Origin of the sequence: Curtobacterium sp. MCSS17_011, from assembly GCF_003224275.1 — a bacterium.
Classification (GTDB): Bacteria; Actinomycetota; Actinomycetes; order Actinomycetales; family Microbacteriaceae; genus Curtobacterium.
This window is the reverse complement of record NZ_QKLE01000042.1, coordinates 1-14,973: the sequence shown is the minus strand read 5'-3', so window position 1 is coordinate 14,973 and position 14,973 is coordinate 1. Positions and strand designations below refer to the sequence as shown.

At 69.4% G+C, this 14,973-nt stretch carries 12 protein-coding genes and 1 pseudogene; 9 read left to right on the top strand and 4 right to left on the bottom strand.

What is annotated here, in order from left to right; genetic code table 11:
- Window positions 1–35 precede the first annotated feature (35 nt).
- Window positions 36–686 (bottom strand): annotated as a pseudogene (locus DEJ17_RS16990) (ABC transporter ATP-binding protein); the annotation flags it as partial.
- Between the two features lie 12 nt (window positions 687–698).
- On the opposite strand from DEJ17_RS16990, the gene DEJ17_RS16985 reads away from it, so the two are divergent.
- A complete protein-coding gene (locus DEJ17_RS16985) occupies window positions 699–1,817 on the top strand; it encodes a GuaB3 family IMP dehydrogenase-related protein (RefSeq protein WP_027466694.1) in 1,119 nt (372 codons plus the stop codon).
- 62 nt (window positions 1,818–1,879) lie between these two features.
- On the top strand, window positions 1,880–3,766 hold the full coding sequence (locus tag DEJ17_RS16980; RefSeq protein WP_110895543.1) for a glycerol-3-phosphate dehydrogenase/oxidase: 1,887 nt from the start codon (window positions 1,880–1,882) through the stop codon (window positions 3,764–3,766).
- A gap of 227 nt (window positions 3,767–3,993) precedes the next feature.
- Here the strand turns inward: DEJ17_RS16980 and DEJ17_RS16975 are convergent, their stop codons facing one another.
- Window positions 3,994–4,497 carry a hypothetical protein gene (locus tag DEJ17_RS16975; protein WP_146239754.1) on the bottom strand — a complete coding sequence of 168 codons (504 nt, stop codon included), beginning with the start codon at window positions 4,495–4,497 and terminating at the stop codon, window positions 3,994–3,996.
- Window positions 4,498–4,572: 75 nt separating this feature from the next.
- Between DEJ17_RS16975 and DEJ17_RS16970 the strand changes: the two genes are divergently transcribed.
- The 5 genes from DEJ17_RS16970 to guaA are packed head-to-tail and all read left to right on the top strand — an operon-like array spanning window position 4,573 to window position 9,374.
- A complete protein-coding gene (locus DEJ17_RS16970; protein WP_017885470.1) occupies window positions 4,573–5,103 on the top strand; it encodes a cation:proton antiporter regulatory subunit in 531 nt (176 codons plus the stop codon).
- 3 nt (window positions 5,104–5,106) lie between these two features.
- Entirely contained in the window at window positions 5,107–6,558 is a 1,452-nt protein-coding gene (locus DEJ17_RS16965; protein ID WP_110895539.1) for a cation:proton antiporter, read from the top strand.
- A 5-nt stretch (window positions 6,559–6,563) separates the two neighbouring features.
- On the top strand, window positions 6,564–7,340 hold the full coding sequence (locus DEJ17_RS16960; RefSeq protein ID WP_110895537.1) for an SURF1 family cytochrome oxidase biogenesis protein: 777 nt from the start codon (window positions 6,564–6,566) through the stop codon (window positions 7,338–7,340).
- A gap of 10 nt (window positions 7,341–7,350) precedes the next feature.
- The gene (locus DEJ17_RS16955) at window positions 7,351–7,797 is read left to right on the top strand and encodes a DUF3817 domain-containing protein (protein WP_027466691.1); all 447 of its coding nucleotides are present in this window, start codon (window positions 7,351–7,353) and stop codon (window positions 7,795–7,797) included.
- Window positions 7,794–9,374, top strand: coding sequence for a glutamine-hydrolyzing GMP synthase (guaA, locus tag DEJ17_RS16950; RefSeq protein WP_110895535.1), 1,581 nt, complete (start codon window positions 7,794–7,796; stop codon window positions 9,372–9,374). The genes DEJ17_RS16955 and guaA overlap by 4 nt, the downstream gene beginning before the upstream one ends.
- Window positions 9,375–9,693: 319 nt before the next feature.
- Here guaA and DEJ17_RS16945 read toward each other — a convergent pair whose 3' ends face one another.
- Window positions 9,694–10,566: a Bax inhibitor-1/YccA family protein gene (locus DEJ17_RS16945; protein WP_110895533.1), complete on the bottom strand. Its 873-nt coding sequence runs from the start codon at window positions 10,564–10,566 to the stop codon at window positions 9,694–9,696.
- A gap of 31 nt (window positions 10,567–10,597) precedes the next feature.
- On the bottom strand, window positions 10,598–11,620 hold the full coding sequence (locus DEJ17_RS16940; RefSeq protein ID WP_110895530.1) for a DUF817 domain-containing protein: 1,023 nt from the start codon (window positions 11,618–11,620) through the stop codon (window positions 10,598–10,600).
- Between the two features lie 106 nt (window positions 11,621–11,726).
- Here DEJ17_RS16940 and DEJ17_RS16935 point away from each other — a divergent pair, with 106 nt between their 5' ends.
- Together DEJ17_RS16935 and DEJ17_RS16930 are read left to right on the top strand one after the other, a co-directional pair.
- On the top strand, window positions 11,727–12,737 hold the full coding sequence (locus tag DEJ17_RS16935; RefSeq protein WP_110895528.1) for a glycerophosphodiester phosphodiesterase family protein: 1,011 nt from the start codon (window positions 11,727–11,729) through the stop codon (window positions 12,735–12,737).
- A gap of 12 nt (window positions 12,738–12,749) precedes the next feature.
- Complete coding sequence (locus DEJ17_RS16930; RefSeq protein ID WP_258366879.1) at window positions 12,750–14,960, top strand: ATP-dependent helicase; 2,211 nt, start codon at window positions 12,750–12,752, stop codon at window positions 14,958–14,960.
- Window positions 14,961–14,973: the final 13 nt, after the last annotated feature.

Below are 14,973 nucleotides of genomic sequence, written 5' to 3'. Positions count from 1 at the left end.
CACCCCCACAGCGGTACCCGTAGCCGACGACAGCGCTAGCGCTGTGCGTCGACGTCCTTGGCGAGCGTCCCCAGGTAGAGCTCGATGACCTTGGGGTCGTCAGCGAGTTCCTTCCCGGTGCCCGAGTACGCGTTCTTCCCCTGGTCGAGCACGTACCCACGATCGCAGATCTGCAGACAGCGTCGCGCGTTCTGCTCCACCATGATGATCGACACACCGGCCTTGTTGATCCGGCGGGTCCGCAGGAACGTCTCGTCCTGGCGCACCGGGGACAGTCCGGCGCTCGGCTCGTCGAGCAGCAGCACCTTCGGGTCCATCATGAGCGCACGAGCCATCGCCACGGACTGCCGCTCCCCGCCCGAGAGCGACCCGGCCCGCTGGTTCCGCCGCTGCGCGAGGACCGGGAACAGGTCGTAGATGACCTCGAGCCGCTCGGCGAACTTCTTCGGCCGCAGGTACAGCCCCATCTGCAGGTTCTCCTCGATCGACAGCGAGGGGAACACGTTGTTCGTCTGCGGCACGAAGCCGACACCGGCCTGCACGAGCTTGTTCGCCTTGAGGTTCGTGATGTCGTCACCCTGCAGGGTCACCGATCCCTCGCGGATGGACACGAGCCCGAACAGCGCCTTGAGGAGCGTCGACTTGCCCGCACCGTTCGGCCCGTGAACGCCGCAGAGCCCGCCCGGTAGGCTGTCCGAGTGAGCGAAGTCGAGATCGGTGCAGGCAAGCGCGGACGTCGGGCGTACGCGTTCGACGACATCGCGGTGGTCCCCTCCAGGCGGACGCGTGACCCGCGCGACGTCAGCGTGCAGTGGTCGATCGACGCGTTCACGTTCGCGTCGCCGATCCTGTCGGCGCCGATGGACTCCGTGTCCTCGCCGGCGACGGTCATCCAGATGGGCAAGCTCGGCATCCTCGGTGTGCTCGACCTCGAAGGTCTGTGGACCCGCTACGAGGACCCGACCCCGTACTACGACGAGATCAAGTCGCTCACCGACGGCAACGTCACGAAGCGCATGCAGGAGATCTACTCCGAGCCGATCAAGGCCGAGCTGATCACCGCGCGCCTGGCCGAGATCCGTGCAGCCGGGGTCCCAGTCGCCGGCTCGCTCAGCCCGCAGCGCACCCAGGAGTTCTCGAAGACGGTCGTCGACGCCGGTGTCGACCTGTTCGTCATCCGCGGCACCACCGTCTCGGCCGAGCACGTCTCCCAGACCGAGGAACCCCTCAACCTCAAGAAGTTCATCTACGAGCTCGACGTCCCGGTGATCGTGGGCGGTGCCTCGACGTACACGTCGGCGCTGCACCTCATGCGCACCGGTGCCGCCGGTGTGCTCGTCGGGTTCGGTGGCGGCGCAGCGTCGACCACCCGTGCCGCGCTCGGCATCCACGCCCCGATGGCCACCGCCGTCGCGGACGTCGCCGGTGCCCGTCGTGACTACCTCGACGAGTCGGGCGGCCGCTACGTGCACGTCATCGCCGACGGCGGGCTCGACACCGCGGGCGACATCGTCAAGGCCATCGCCGTGGGCGCCGACGCGGTCATGCTCGGCACCGCACTGGCCCGTGCGACCGAGGCCCCGGGTGGTGGCTACCACTGGGGTGCCGAGGCGCACCACCCCGAGCTGCCCCGCGGCCGCCGGGTCGAGGTGGGCACGATCGCTCCGCTCGAGAACGTCCTGAACGGCCCGACGCCGACCCACGACGGCCGCGCGAACCTCGTCGGTGCCCTGCGCCGTTCGATGGCGACGACCGGATACTCCGACGCCAAGGAGTTCCAGCGAGTAGAAGTGGTCGTGGCGCCGTACCACCAGTGACGGTGGCACCCGGGCACGACTCCGGGTGACGCCACGGCGCCGACCGTGACCCGGAGGCGACGATGGCCAAGTCCAGCACGACGAAGCAGACCAGCACGGCCGGACGTCCACGTGACGTCGCGCCCGGCGTGGGGTTCGACCCCGCGGCGAAGCTCGGACCGGACGAACGTGCGGCCGCGATCAAGACGCTGAAGACCAAGGAACTCGACGTCCTGGTCGTCGGCGGCGGCATCGTCGGTGCGGGCAGTGCGCTCGACGCCGTGACCCGCGGCCTGAGCGTCGGCATCGTCGAGGCCCGCGACTGGGGCTCGGGGACGTCGAGCCGCTCGTCGAAGCTCGTGCACGGTGGCATCCGCTACCTCGAGCAGCTCAACTTCGCACTCGTCCGCGAGGCCCTCATCGAACGCGGCCTGCTGCTCCAGCGCATCGCCCCGCACCTGGTGAAGCCCGTGCGCTTCCTCTACCCGCTCAACCACCGGGTGTGGGAGCGCTTCTACATCGGCATCGGCATGGCGATGTACGACGTGTTCAGCTGGTCCGGCGGCCGTCCTCCCGGCGTCCCGCACCACCGGCACCTCACCCGGAAGCAGGTGCTCAGGAACATGCCCGGGCTGAAGAAGGACGCCTTCGTCGGCGGCATGACGTACTACGACGCCCAGGTCGACGACGCCCGGTACGTCGCCTCGCTCGTGCGCACCGCGGCCTCGTACGGTGCCGAGGCGGCGAGCCGCGTCCGCATCGAGGGGTTCATCAAGGTCGGGGAACGCGTGGTCGGCGCGCAGGCCCACGACATCCAGACCGGCGAACGGTTCGAGATCCGCGCGAAGCAGGTCGTCAACGCCACCGGTGTCTGGACCGACGACACCCAGGCGATGATCGGCACCCGCGGCCAGTTCAAGGTGCGGGCGTCGAAGGGCGTCCACCTCGTGATCCCGCGGGACCGCTTCCAGTCGAACACGGGGATGATCCTGCGCACCGAGAAGAGCGTGCTGTTCGTCATCCCGTGGGGCCGGCACTGGCTCGTCGGCACGACCGACACCGACTGGTACCTCGACAAGGCGCACCCGGCGGCGACCGCGGCGGACATCGACTACATCCTCGAGCACGTCAACAAGGTGCTCGCCGTCCCGCTCACCCGCGAGGACGTCGAGGGCGTCTACGCCGGACTCCGGCCGCTGCTCGCGGGGGAGTCCGACCAGACCTCGCAGCTCAGCCGGGAGCACGTCGTCGCGCACACCGTCCCGGGCCTCGTCGTGGTCGCCGGCGGCAAGTGGACCACCTACCGGGTGATGGGCAAGGACGCCATCGACGAGGCCGTCGCGGCCATGGACGGCAGGATCCCCGAGTCGACGACCGAGGACATCCCGCTCCTCGGTGCCGAGGGCTACCCCGCTGCGTGGAACCGACGCGCCCGCACCGCACGGAGCTTCAACGTGCACAAGGTCCGCATCGAGCACCTGCTCAACCGGTACGGCACCCTCGCGACCGAGGTGCTGCAGCTCGTCGAGCAGGACCCGGCACTCGCCGAGCCGCTGCCGGGGGCCGACGACTACATCGGCGCCGAGGTCGTCTACGCCGCCTCGCACGAGGGTGCCCTGCACCTGGAGGACGTCCTCGCCCGTCGTACCCGCATCTCCATCGAGGCCTGGGACCGCGGCGAGTCAGCAGCGCCCGTCGCCGCGAAGCTCATGGCCGACGTGCTCGGCTGGGACCAGGAGACGACCGAGCACGAGGTCGCGAACTACCTGAAGCGCGTCGCCGCCGAACGGGAGTCGCAGCTGCAGCCCGATGACGAGAGCGCGGACCGTGTGCGGCTCGAGGCCCCGGACATCGCGTTCGGTTTCGACGAGGACGACGTGGTCGTGGGCGGCGGCCGTTCGGACGGCGCCGAGGGCGCGAAGGCGTCCGACGAGCAGGTCGTCGGCGAGAAGACGAGCGAGCCGGAGTAGCGAGGCCAGCAGACGCCGTCGTGTCATCGAAAAGCCGGCGTTCTGCGGATTGAACAAGACGCCGTCGTGTCGTGTTGACGCCGTCTGGTCGTCGAGACGCCGCCGGATCCGGCGGCGTCTCGGTGTCGACGAAGGCGTCTCGACAAGACGACGGCGTCTTGCGGAGTCCACCCGCGCCTCCAGACTGGAAGGACGGAAGACCGGACTGGAGGCCCGTGGTGCGTCGGTCAGGCGGCGCGCGCCCGCAGGGCTGCGCGGCGCACGTGCACCGACTGGCCCACCACGAGCACCACCGGGATCGCGATCAGCGCGACGAGGCTCGTCACGTACAGCACGCCCGACCAGATCGTGTGGTCACCGCCGCCGACCCCGTAGGCGTCCGCGACGTCCATGCCGAGGGCGAACCCACTCCAGAACGACGCCGGACCACCCAGCACGACCACGGTCAGCAGCACCGCGGCGATGACGTGGGTCGGTGCTCGGGTGACGAACAGCAGCACCGACAGCCCGGCCGCGAGCACGACACCGACCGAGGCCAGCGCGATCACGACCACGATGTCGGTCTGCACGTGGAACCCCTGTGCGTCGAGGTGCCGGTGGATCTCGGCCAGGGTCGCACCGGGGACCGCGGCGAGCGGGTCCAGCACCAGTGCGTTCAGCGCCAGCAGTGCCGCGTACAACGCGACGACCAGCACCCCGACGACGGCCACGACGATCCGTGTTCTCCCCATCCACAGAACAGTAGTGCGCGGAATGCGCGGGACCACCGGGTGGTTAGCATGGGGGTACTCGAAGAGGGAGCCATCATGGTCGACGTCCATCGCGTCAAACTCCCCGGAGTCGGCGTGCTGCACAGCTTCTACACCGACGACGGTGGCAAGTGCGGTGTCATCACGCACCGGTCGGGGCACTCCGACCTCATCTCGTTCGCCGACGTCTCCGACGGCGCGGACAAGTCCGAGAAGGTCTCGCTGCGTCTCAGCGAGGACGAAGCGCACACGCTCGCCGAACTCCTCGGCGGCACCCGGATCACCGAGGGCCTCGACAAGCTCGACGAGATCCCGGGGCTGTCCATCGACTGGTTCTCCGTCGACTACGACGACGCCATCGCGGGCAAGCCCCTCGGCGACCTGCACGACTCGGGCTTCATCGGCCTGACCGTCGTCGCCGTGGTGCGTGGCGACAGCGCCAACCCGGCGCCCTCGTCGGACTTCGTCGTCTTCCCCGGAGACACGATCGTCGTCGCCGGTTCCCCCGAGAAGGTCGCCAAGGCGTTCTCCTTCTACCGCAGCGGAGAGCTTGCGGCCGCCTCGGCCGAGGCCCCGCGGAAGAGCTAGCGCATGCACCTGGGTGGTGAGCTGCTCACCATCGGTGTGCTCTTCGTCATCGCCTACGTCCTGGGCCGGCTCGGCAAGACCATCGGTCTGCCCGCCATCCCGATCTACATGGTGGTCGGGCTCGTCGCGAGTCCGAACACGCCGTGGTTCGGGCTGAGCGTCGAGTCCCACACGATCGAGCTCATCGCGACCTTCGGGCTCATCCTGCTCCTGTTCAACCTCGGGCTCGAGTTCGACCAAGAGGAGTTCTACGGCAACGCCGGCAAGCTCCTGGTGTCGGGCGGCACCTACGTCGTCATCAACATGGGCGTCGGGTTCGCCTTCGGGTTCTCGCTCGGCTGGGGCACCCGTGAAGCCCTGATCATCGCGGGCATGACGGCCACGTCGTCGAGTGCCATCGTGACGAAGCTCCTCATCGAGCTCCGGCGCCTGGCGAACGACGAGACCCCGATGATCCTCGGCGTCACCGTGATCGAGGACGTCTTCATCGCCGTCTACCTGGCGATCGTCTCCGTCGTGCTGTCCGGCGACACCAACGTCTGGGCCGTCGTCGGCAAGCTGGCACTCGCGTTCGGGTTCCTCATCGTGATGTTCACGCTCGCGCGCTTCGCGGGCAAGTGGGTCTCGAAGATCTTCGCCACCCGTGACGACGAGCTGTTCACGGTGCTGTTCTTCGGACTCGCGGTCATGTTCGGCGGCATCGGCGACCTGCTCGGCGTGACCGACGCCATCGGTGCCTTCGTCATCGGCCTGCTCTGCGGGGCGACCCGGTACCGCGACCGCATCGAACAGCTCGCCCTGCCGATGCGCGACGTCTTCGCCGCGTTCTTCTTCGTCAACTTCGGGCTCGGCCTCGACCTGTCGACCTTCGGCGAGGTGCTCTGGCCCGTCCTCGGCGCCATCGGCATGACCGTCGTGCTCAACGCGGTCGCCGGCCAGATCGTCGCACGGATGAACGGCTTCAACGCCCAGCAGGGCATCAACACCGCCGTCATCCTGGTGAACCGCGGCGAGTTCGCGTTGATCCTCGCGACGCTCTCGGCTGCCGCCGGGCTGGAGGCGCGGATCACCGCCTTCGCTGGCCTCTACGTCCTCTGCATGGCCGTCCTCGGGCCGCTGCTCGCGGTGAACTCGGACCGGATCGGCCGCCTCGTGGTGCGCCCGGGTCGGCTCATCCGCCTGCGCGGGCGCCTGGGTGGCCGACGTGCCGTCGCCGCAGCAGCCGCCGCCGAGAGTGCCGAAGCGGCCGAGGCCGAGGCGGACGCCATCGCCGCGGCACGGAAGGCCGAGCGGGATCGCCAGTTCGCCGAGGAGTTCGCCCTCGTGGAGGCCGCTGGCAGGGACGAGCGAGAGAATGAGGGGCCCGAGACGACGTCCACACCCGTGACGTCGCCGGTCGAGATCCCCGCCGAGCGCCCCGAACGCCCGGTCCGACAGCGCGATCCGGAGTACTGATACAGATGTGGGCCGTTGCCCGACGACCGAGGTGGATCGCGCTGCTGTTGCTGGCGCTCGTGCTGGCGGCGGTGTTCGCCGGGCTGGGCAAGTGGCAGCTCGAGCGGTCCATCGCCAACGGCAAGCCCCTGCCGGCGACCACCGAGACCCGCCGCACGCTCGAGGCGGTCACCACCCCCGAGCGCCCCGTCAGTGAGAGTCTCGCCGGGCAGAAGGTCACCGTCAGCGGGACCTTCGTCGCGGACGACACCACTGTCCTGACGGGCCGCACCGGGGGTGGGAAGTACCAGACCGTCGGGCACCTGGTGGACTCGGACGGTGGGGCGAGCCTCCCGGTCGTGATCGGGTGGTCCGACCAGCGGGCGGCCGCCGTCGCCGGGGGCGAGCGCCTGGCGGACGGGCAGACGCTCACGATCCAGGGTCGCTACTACCCGGCCGAGTCGCCCGACCAGGACGCCTACAAGGACGCCGAGTACTCCGCCGTCGCCCCCGCCCGGTTCGTGAACACCTGGCAGGCCTTCGACGACCGCATGTACCTCGGGTACGTCGTCGCCGACGGCACCACCGCGAAGGCCGCCGACCTCGGCACCATCGCCGACCGTGCACCGTCGCGCGAGGTCCAGTTCGACTGGCTCAACCTGTTCTACGCGATCGAGTGGGTCGTCTTCGCCGGCTTCGCCGTGTTCCTCTGGTACCGGTTCGTGAAGGACGCCTGGGAGCGCGAGCAGGAAGAGGAGCGCGAGGCAGCGCTCGCCACCGAAGCCGACGCGCTCCGACGGTAGGATTGCCGGCATGGCCCTGACCGTCCGAACCCGTGACATCCCCAAGATCCCGGGGGCGGTGAAGTGGTACCGCGTCTCGGCGTACATCACCGGTGTGCTACTGCTCGCCCTGGTGGTCGAGGTCATCATCAAGTACACGCCGCTGCAGCTCGAGATGCAGCTCGGCAACGGTCCGTTCTTCGTGCCCAACGGCACGGCGGGCGAGACCCCGGGCACGTTCAACCTGTCGATCGCGATCCTCATCGCCCACGGCTGGCTGTACGTGCTCTACCTCTTCACGGACTTCCGTCTGTGGAGCATCATGCGCTGGAGGCCGTCGCGCTTCCTGCTCATCGCCCTCGGGGGCATCATCCCGTTCATGTCCTTCGTGGTCGAACACCGCATGCAGCAGCAGGCCATGGACACCTACCACGAGCTGATCGCTGCCCAGCAGCGTGAGAAGGAGGCCGCTCGGTGAGCGAGACCGAACAGCGTCCCGTCCTCGTCGTCGACTTCGGGGCCCAGTACGCGCAGCTCATCGCGCGTCGGGTCCGTGAAGCGAACGTCTACAGCGAGATCGTGCCGCACTCCATCACCGCGGACGAGATCCGCGCCAAGGACCCGGCCGCCATCGTGCTGTCCGGCGGTCCGTCGTCCGTGTACGAAGAAGGCGCGCCGTCGCTCGACGGTGACATCCTCGACCTCGGCGTCCCCGTGCTCGGCATCTGCTACGGCTTCCAGGCCATGGCGACCGCCCTCGGTGGCGAGGTCGCGAACACCGGTCTGCGCGAGTACGGCGCCACCGACGTGACGCTCGTGCCCGGCACCAGCACCCTGCTCGGCGACCAGCCGGCGGACCAGGTGACGTGGATGTCGCACGGCGACTCCGTGGCCAAGGCACCGGCCGGCTTCGAGGTGCTCGCCTCGAGCGCATCGACGCCCGTCGCGGCGTTCGCGTCCGACGAGCGCAAGCTCTACGGCGTGCAGTGGCACCCCGAGGTGAAGCACTCCGTGTACGGCCAGGCCGTGCTCGAGAACTTCCTGCACCGTGCCGCTGGCCTGCCCGGTGACTGGAACTCCAGCAACGTCATCGAGGAGCAGGTCGCCCGCATCCGCGAGCAGGTCGGCTCCGCACGGGTCATCGCCGGGCTCTCCGGTGGTGTCGACTCCGCCGTCGCCGCAGCCCTGGTGCACAAGGCCGTCGGCGACCAGCTGACCTGCGTCTTCGTCGACCACGGGCTCCTGCGTGCCGACGAGCGCAAGCAGGTGGAAGAGGACTACGTCGCCTCCACCGGTGTCCGGCTCATCACGATCGACGCCGAGCAGCAGTTCCTCGACGCCCTCGCCGGCGTGAGCGACCCCGAGCAGAAGCGCAAGATCATCGGGCGCGAGTTCATCCGCACGTTCGAGGGCGCGGCCGAGGCACTCGTGCTCGAGGCGCAGGCTTCCGACTCCGATGCCGAGGTCAAGTTCCTCGTGCAGGGCACGCTCTACCCCGACGTCGTCGAGTCCGGTGGCGGAGCAGGCACCGCGAACATCAAGTCGCACCACAACGTCGGCGGCCTGCCCGAGGACATGACGTTCGAGCTCGTCGAGCCGCTGCGCACCCTGTTCAAGGACGAGGTCCGCGCGGTCGGTCGCGAGCTCGGGCTGCCCGAGGTCATCGTCGGTCGACAGCCGTTCCCCGGCCCGGGCCTGGGCATCCGCATCGTCGGCGAGGTCACGAAGGAGCGGCTCGAACTGCTCCGCGCGGCCGACAAGATCGCCCGCGAAGAGCTCACGGCGGCCGGCCTCGACCAGGAGATCTGGCAGTGCCCGGTCGTGCTGCTCGCGGACGTCCGCTCGGTGGGTGTGCAGGGCGACGGCCGGACCTACGGGCACCCGATCGTGCTCCGTCCGGTCTCGTCCGAGGACGCCATGACCGCCGACTGGACGCGTCTGCCGTACGACACCCTCGCGAAGATCTCGAACCGCATCACGAACGAGGTGCCCGACGTCAACCGGGTGGTGCTCGACGTCACGTCGAAGCCGCCGGGGACGATCGAGTGGGAGTAGGGCTCCCCTGAGCCACGGAAGGCCCGGCACGCGTCGCGCGTGCCGGGCCTTCGTGCGTCCGGGGGCGGCGCTGCCGAGGTCGTGGGTACTGCCGAGGGCCGTCGAGTGGTCACAACACCCCGCGGGCCCGGTGCCGAGCGACCACGAACTGTCGGCTGGCCCCTGCCTGGACGACACTTCGTGACCAATCGGCGGGCGACCGGCGGGGTGTTGTGACCTCGGGGCCCCGCCGCCGGGCCCCGCCGCTCCTGCCGGCACCACGGCCCGGGAACGACGAAGGGCCCCGGCATCGCCGGGGCCCTTCGCGTGTGCGGTGGTACTAGTTGCGCGAGCTACTCGCGATGATCGCGAGGATGCGCAGAATCTCGAGGTACAGCCAGACGAGCGTCACGATGAGGCCGAACGCCGCGGTCCAGGCGTAGATGCGGGGTGCGCCGCGCTCGACACCGGTCTTGATCTGGTCGAAGTCGAGGATCAACGAGTACGCGGCCATCAGCACGACGAACACGCCGATGAGGACACCGAGCGGGATGCCGAACAGCGTCACGCCCATCAGGCCGAACGCGCTCTGCGTCACGCCGGTCCACATCAGGACCAGGTTGACGAGCGAGAACGCCATGTACCCGACCATCGCGATCAGGAAGAAGCGCGTGGCCTTCGGGGTCGCGCGGACCTTGCCCGAGCGGAACAGGAGCAGGGTGACGAAGAACACACCGAGCGTGCCGAACACGGCCTGCGCGACGATGCCGTCTGCCTGGGGGAACGCGGTCTGGAAGTAGTTCGAGATACCGCCGACGAACAGCCCCTCGAAGAACGCGTACGTCAGGATCAGACCCGGCGACGGCTTCTTCTTGAAGGTGTTGACGAGCGCCAGGACGAACCCGACGAGCGCGCCGACGACCCAGACGACCGGCGGCAGGTTCCAACCGGCCACCGCGCCGACGACGAGCACGCCGAACGCGAGCAGCGTCTTGACGATGGTGTCTTCGTACGACATGCGGTCGGTGTCCACCGGGGACGCAGTCGGACGGTCGTACATGTACTGCAGCTGCTCGGGGGTCATGCCGCCCTGGGCCTGCTGCGGGGTCTGTCCCCAGCCGGCCTGCTGCTGACCAGCACCGCGCCCGCCCCAGGTGTTTGCCCCCTGTGCGTTGAAGGCGGGGGACTGGTCGAAACCGGGCTTGAAGGCCATGGTGTCCTCTTCCTAGGAGATTCGAGTCCTCTCAGCCTAGGGGCGCTCGGTCGCGGAAGGCTGAGGATTCGCGGCGAGCGGACGCGGGCCCGGAAGGCCCCGACGATGGAAGCCTAGGGTCGCCCGCTGCACGCGCGCCCCGAGGACGTCGAGAGTCCGCCGTCGAGCCCGTCGAGCCCGTCGAGCCCGCCGAGTCCGCCCGTCCGGACGGCAGCGCCGGGTACAGCCAGGTGACGAGGGCGACCGAGATCGTCATGAGCAGGAACCACGCCACGATCTTCGTCGGTGCCACCGGCTGCCACGCCGCGAGCTGTGCCGGGTAGCTCCACGCCCCGGCCCAGGTCGCGACGTTCTCCGCAGCCCAGATGAACACCGCGACGAGGCCCATCGCGACGAGCACGGGCATCCGCAGCGTCGCCCGGTGGATCCGCACGTGCATGGTCGTGCGGGCGAAGAAAAGCAGCACGAGCGCGAGCAACACGTACCGGGCGTCGGCGACGAAGTGGTGGCCGAAGAAGTTCAGGTAGATCCCGCCCGCCACGACCGCCAGCAGCCACTGCCGCGGGTACCGGTCGAACCGCAGGTCGAACAGCCGGTACACCCGCACCATGTACGACCCGACCGCGCCGTACATGAACCCCGAGAACAGCGGCACCCCGGCGACGACGAACAGCCCACCCGGCGCGTAGGTCCACGAGCCCATGTGGGTCTTGAACACCTCCATCACCGTGCCGACGACGTGGAACAGCAGGACGACCCGGAGTTCGCGCGCGGTCTCGAGCCCGAACACGAGCATCCCGACCTGCAGCAGCACAGCCGCGATCGTCAGGACGTCGTTCCGCATCGCCGCCGGCACGGTCAGGTGCACCACGGCCATCGTCGCGAGCAGCAGCGCCCCGAACGCGCACGCCCAGGCCTGCTTCGCGCCGAACACCAGGAACTCGGTGACGAACACCCGGACGGGCCGGTGCGGTTGGTGCCCGGCGTCGAGCAGACGGCGTGCTGCCCGGTCGATCCGGGCCTCGACGGCGGTGGAGAGCGAACGGACGGTCATGCGGTGATGCTCAGCGCCGTCCCTGGGAACGACGGCCCCCGGAGCGACGGGTGTGTCCCGCGACACAGGCGCAGCGCTGGTCACCCGCGGCAAGTAGGGTCGCGCCATGACCCTCGTGATCGCCCACCGCGGTGCGTCCGGCTACCGTCCCGAGCACTCGCGGAGCGCGTACGACCTCGCGATCGAACTCGGCGCCGACGCGATCGAACCGGACCTGGTGCCCACGAAGGACGGCGTGCTGGTGCTCCGGCACGAGAACGAGGTCTCGGGCACCACGGACGTCGCCGACCACCCCGAGTTCCGACACCTGCGCACGACGAAGACCGTCGACGGCCAGACCCTGACCGGCTGGTTCACCGAGGACTTCACGTGGGCCGAGCTGCAGACGCTCCGCACCCGCGAGCGGCTGCCGGTGTTGCGGCCGGGATCCGCCGAGCACGACGGTGCGCAGCCCATCGTGCGGCTCGTCGACCTGCTCGCGATCCTCGACGCGGCGTCCCGCCCGGTCGGGCTCGTCGCCGAGGTCAAGCACGCCGCGTACTTCGACCGCGCCGGGTTCCCGATGGGTGCACTCGTCGACGCCGCGCTCGGCGAGGCCGGGTGGCGGCAGGACGAGCGGCTCACGGTGGAGAGCTTCGAGAAGGGCGTGCTGCGCGACCTGCGCGAGCGGGGGACCGGTGGTCGGCTCGTGTACCTCCAGGAGGCCCGTGGCAGCGCCGCGGACGAGGTCGCGTCCCACGGGTCGCTCGCCCCCACCTACGCCGCCGAGCGCTCCGAGGACGCGCTCGCGTCGTTCGCGACCGAGTTCCACGGCATCAGCGTCGACCTCGGCACCCTGATGGCCGGCGTCGACAGCGTCGCACTCGACGACCCGACGCCGGTGCGCAGCGCGATCGTCGACCGCGCTCATGCCGCCGGACTCGCGGTGTACACGTGGACCCTCAGGCCGGAGAACCGGTTCCTGCCGTCGCCGTTGCGTCGCGGTGGTGACGTCGCGGCGTTCGGCGACTGGGAGCGCTGGTTCACGTCCGTGATCCGGACCGGACTCGACGGGGTGTTCGCCGACCACCCCGACCTGGCGGTGCTCGCCCGGTCCGCTGTCGGGGGTCCCGCCTAGACTGTCCCGGACATGACGATCGTGCTCGACCCCTTCGAATCGACGCCCGAGCCGGGCGCCGGTGCCCGCGCGTACGAAGACCCGTTCACCGCGGGTCTGAACCCCCAGCAGAAGGAAGCCGTCGAGTACCGCGGCGAGTCCCTGCTGATCGTGGCCGGTGCCGGTTCCGGCAAGACGAGCGTGCTCACCCGCCGCATCGCGCTGCTGCTCGCCAACCGCGAAGCCTGGCCGTCGCAGATCCTGGCGATCACGTTCACGAACAAGGCCGCGGCCGAGATGCGCGAGCGCGTCCGGGCCCTGGTCGGTGGCGAGGCCGAGGGGATGTGGATCTCCACGTTCCACTCGGCGTGCGTGCGCATCCTGCGGCGCGAAGCCGAGCGGTTCGGGTTCCCGCAGTCGTTCACCATCTACGACTCCGCAGACTCCAAGGCGCTGCTGAAGCGGATCATCAAGGAGCTCGAAGCCGACTCGCTCGGGCTGACCGTCGGTGCCGCGGCATCGAAGATCTCGAAGCTCAAGAACGAGCTGCAGGACATCGACACCTACGCGCGCAACATCAACGTGAACGACCCGCAAGAAGTCATGTTCACCGAGGTGTTCCGGCGCTACACGAACGAACTCCGCCGGGCGAACGCGTTCGACTTCGACGACCTGATCGGCCAGACGGTGTTCCTGTTCCGGGCCTTCCCGGACGTCGCCGCCCTGTACCAGCGCCGCTTCCGCTACATCCTGGTCGACGAGTACCAGGACACGAACCACGCCCAGTACGCCCTGATCCGCGAGCTCACCCGCCCGGTCCCGGTCGAACAGGTCGACAAGCTCGAGGACTCCGGCCAGCACGTCGCCCGGATGCGGGAGACCGACGGGTCGATCGCCCCCGCGTCCCTGACGGTGGTCGGCGACTCCGACCAGTCGATCTACGCGTTCCGCGGGGCGGACATCCGCAACATCGTCGAGTTCGAGCGGGACTTCCCGAACTCCAAGACGATCCTGCTCGAGCAGAACTACCGCTCGACGCAGAACATCCTCGACGCGGCGAACGCCGTCATCGCGAACAACTTCGACCGCCAGGCGAAGAGCCTGTTCACCGACGTCGGCGCCGGCGAGAAGATCGTCGGCTTCACCGGGTACACCGGCCACGACGAGGCGCAGTTCGTCGCCGACGAGATCCAGCGCCTGCGTGAAGACGGCATGGACTACCGCGACATGGCGGTGTTCTACCGGACCAACTCGCAGACCCGTGCGCTGGAGGAGATCTTCGTCCGTGCGGCGATCCCGTACCGGGTGCTCGGCGGCACCAAGTTCTACGAGCGCGCCGAGATCAAGGACGCCATGGCGTACCTGATCACGGTCGCCAACCCGGCCGACCCGATGGCCCTGCGCCGCATCCTCAACGTGCCCAAGCGCGGCATCGGCTCGGTCACCGAGACCACGCTGCAGCGCTACGCCGACGAGCACGAGACCACGATGCGCGACGCCCTGCGGCACGCGGGTGAGCTCGGGTTCGGCCCGAAGGTGCGGAACGCCATCACGGAGTTCGCGGCGCTGCTCGACGCCGTGTCCGAGAAGGCCCCGACGCAGCCGGTGGTCGACACCCTGACGCAGCTGCTCGACGGCTCCGGGCTGCTCGACAACCTGCGGAAGTCGCCCGACGCGCAGGACGCCGCCCGCGCTGACAACATCGACGAGCTCGTCGCCGTCACGCGGGAGTTCCAGAAGAACAACCCCGAGGGCACGCTGTCGGACTTCCTGACCGAGGTCTCGCTGGTCGCCGCGGCGGACGAGCTCGACGACTCGTCGGGCACGGTGTCGCTGATGACGCTGCACACCGCGAAGGGCTTGGAGTACGACGCGGTGTTCCTGACCGGCGTCGAGGAAGACCTGCTGCCGCACCGGATGTCCGCCAACGAACCCGGCGGCCCGTCGGAAGAGCGCCGGCTGTTCTACGTGGGCATCACCCGCGCCAAGAAGGTCCTGTTCCTGTCCCTCGCGATGACCCGTGCCCAGTTCGGCGACGTCAACGTGGCGATGCCCTCGCGCTTCCTGCAGGAGATCCCCGAGGGGCTCATCGAGTGGAAGCAGTCCCCGGGCATGGCGAACAGCCGCGGTGGCACGCAGCCCCGCGCCCTGAACGCCAAGCGCGACGGCGGCTTCGGTGGCGGTGGCGGTGGCGGTGGCTACCGCGGCTGTTCGCCATGCCCGGGGACTGCTTCCACTCGATGAGCCCCTCGGGGAT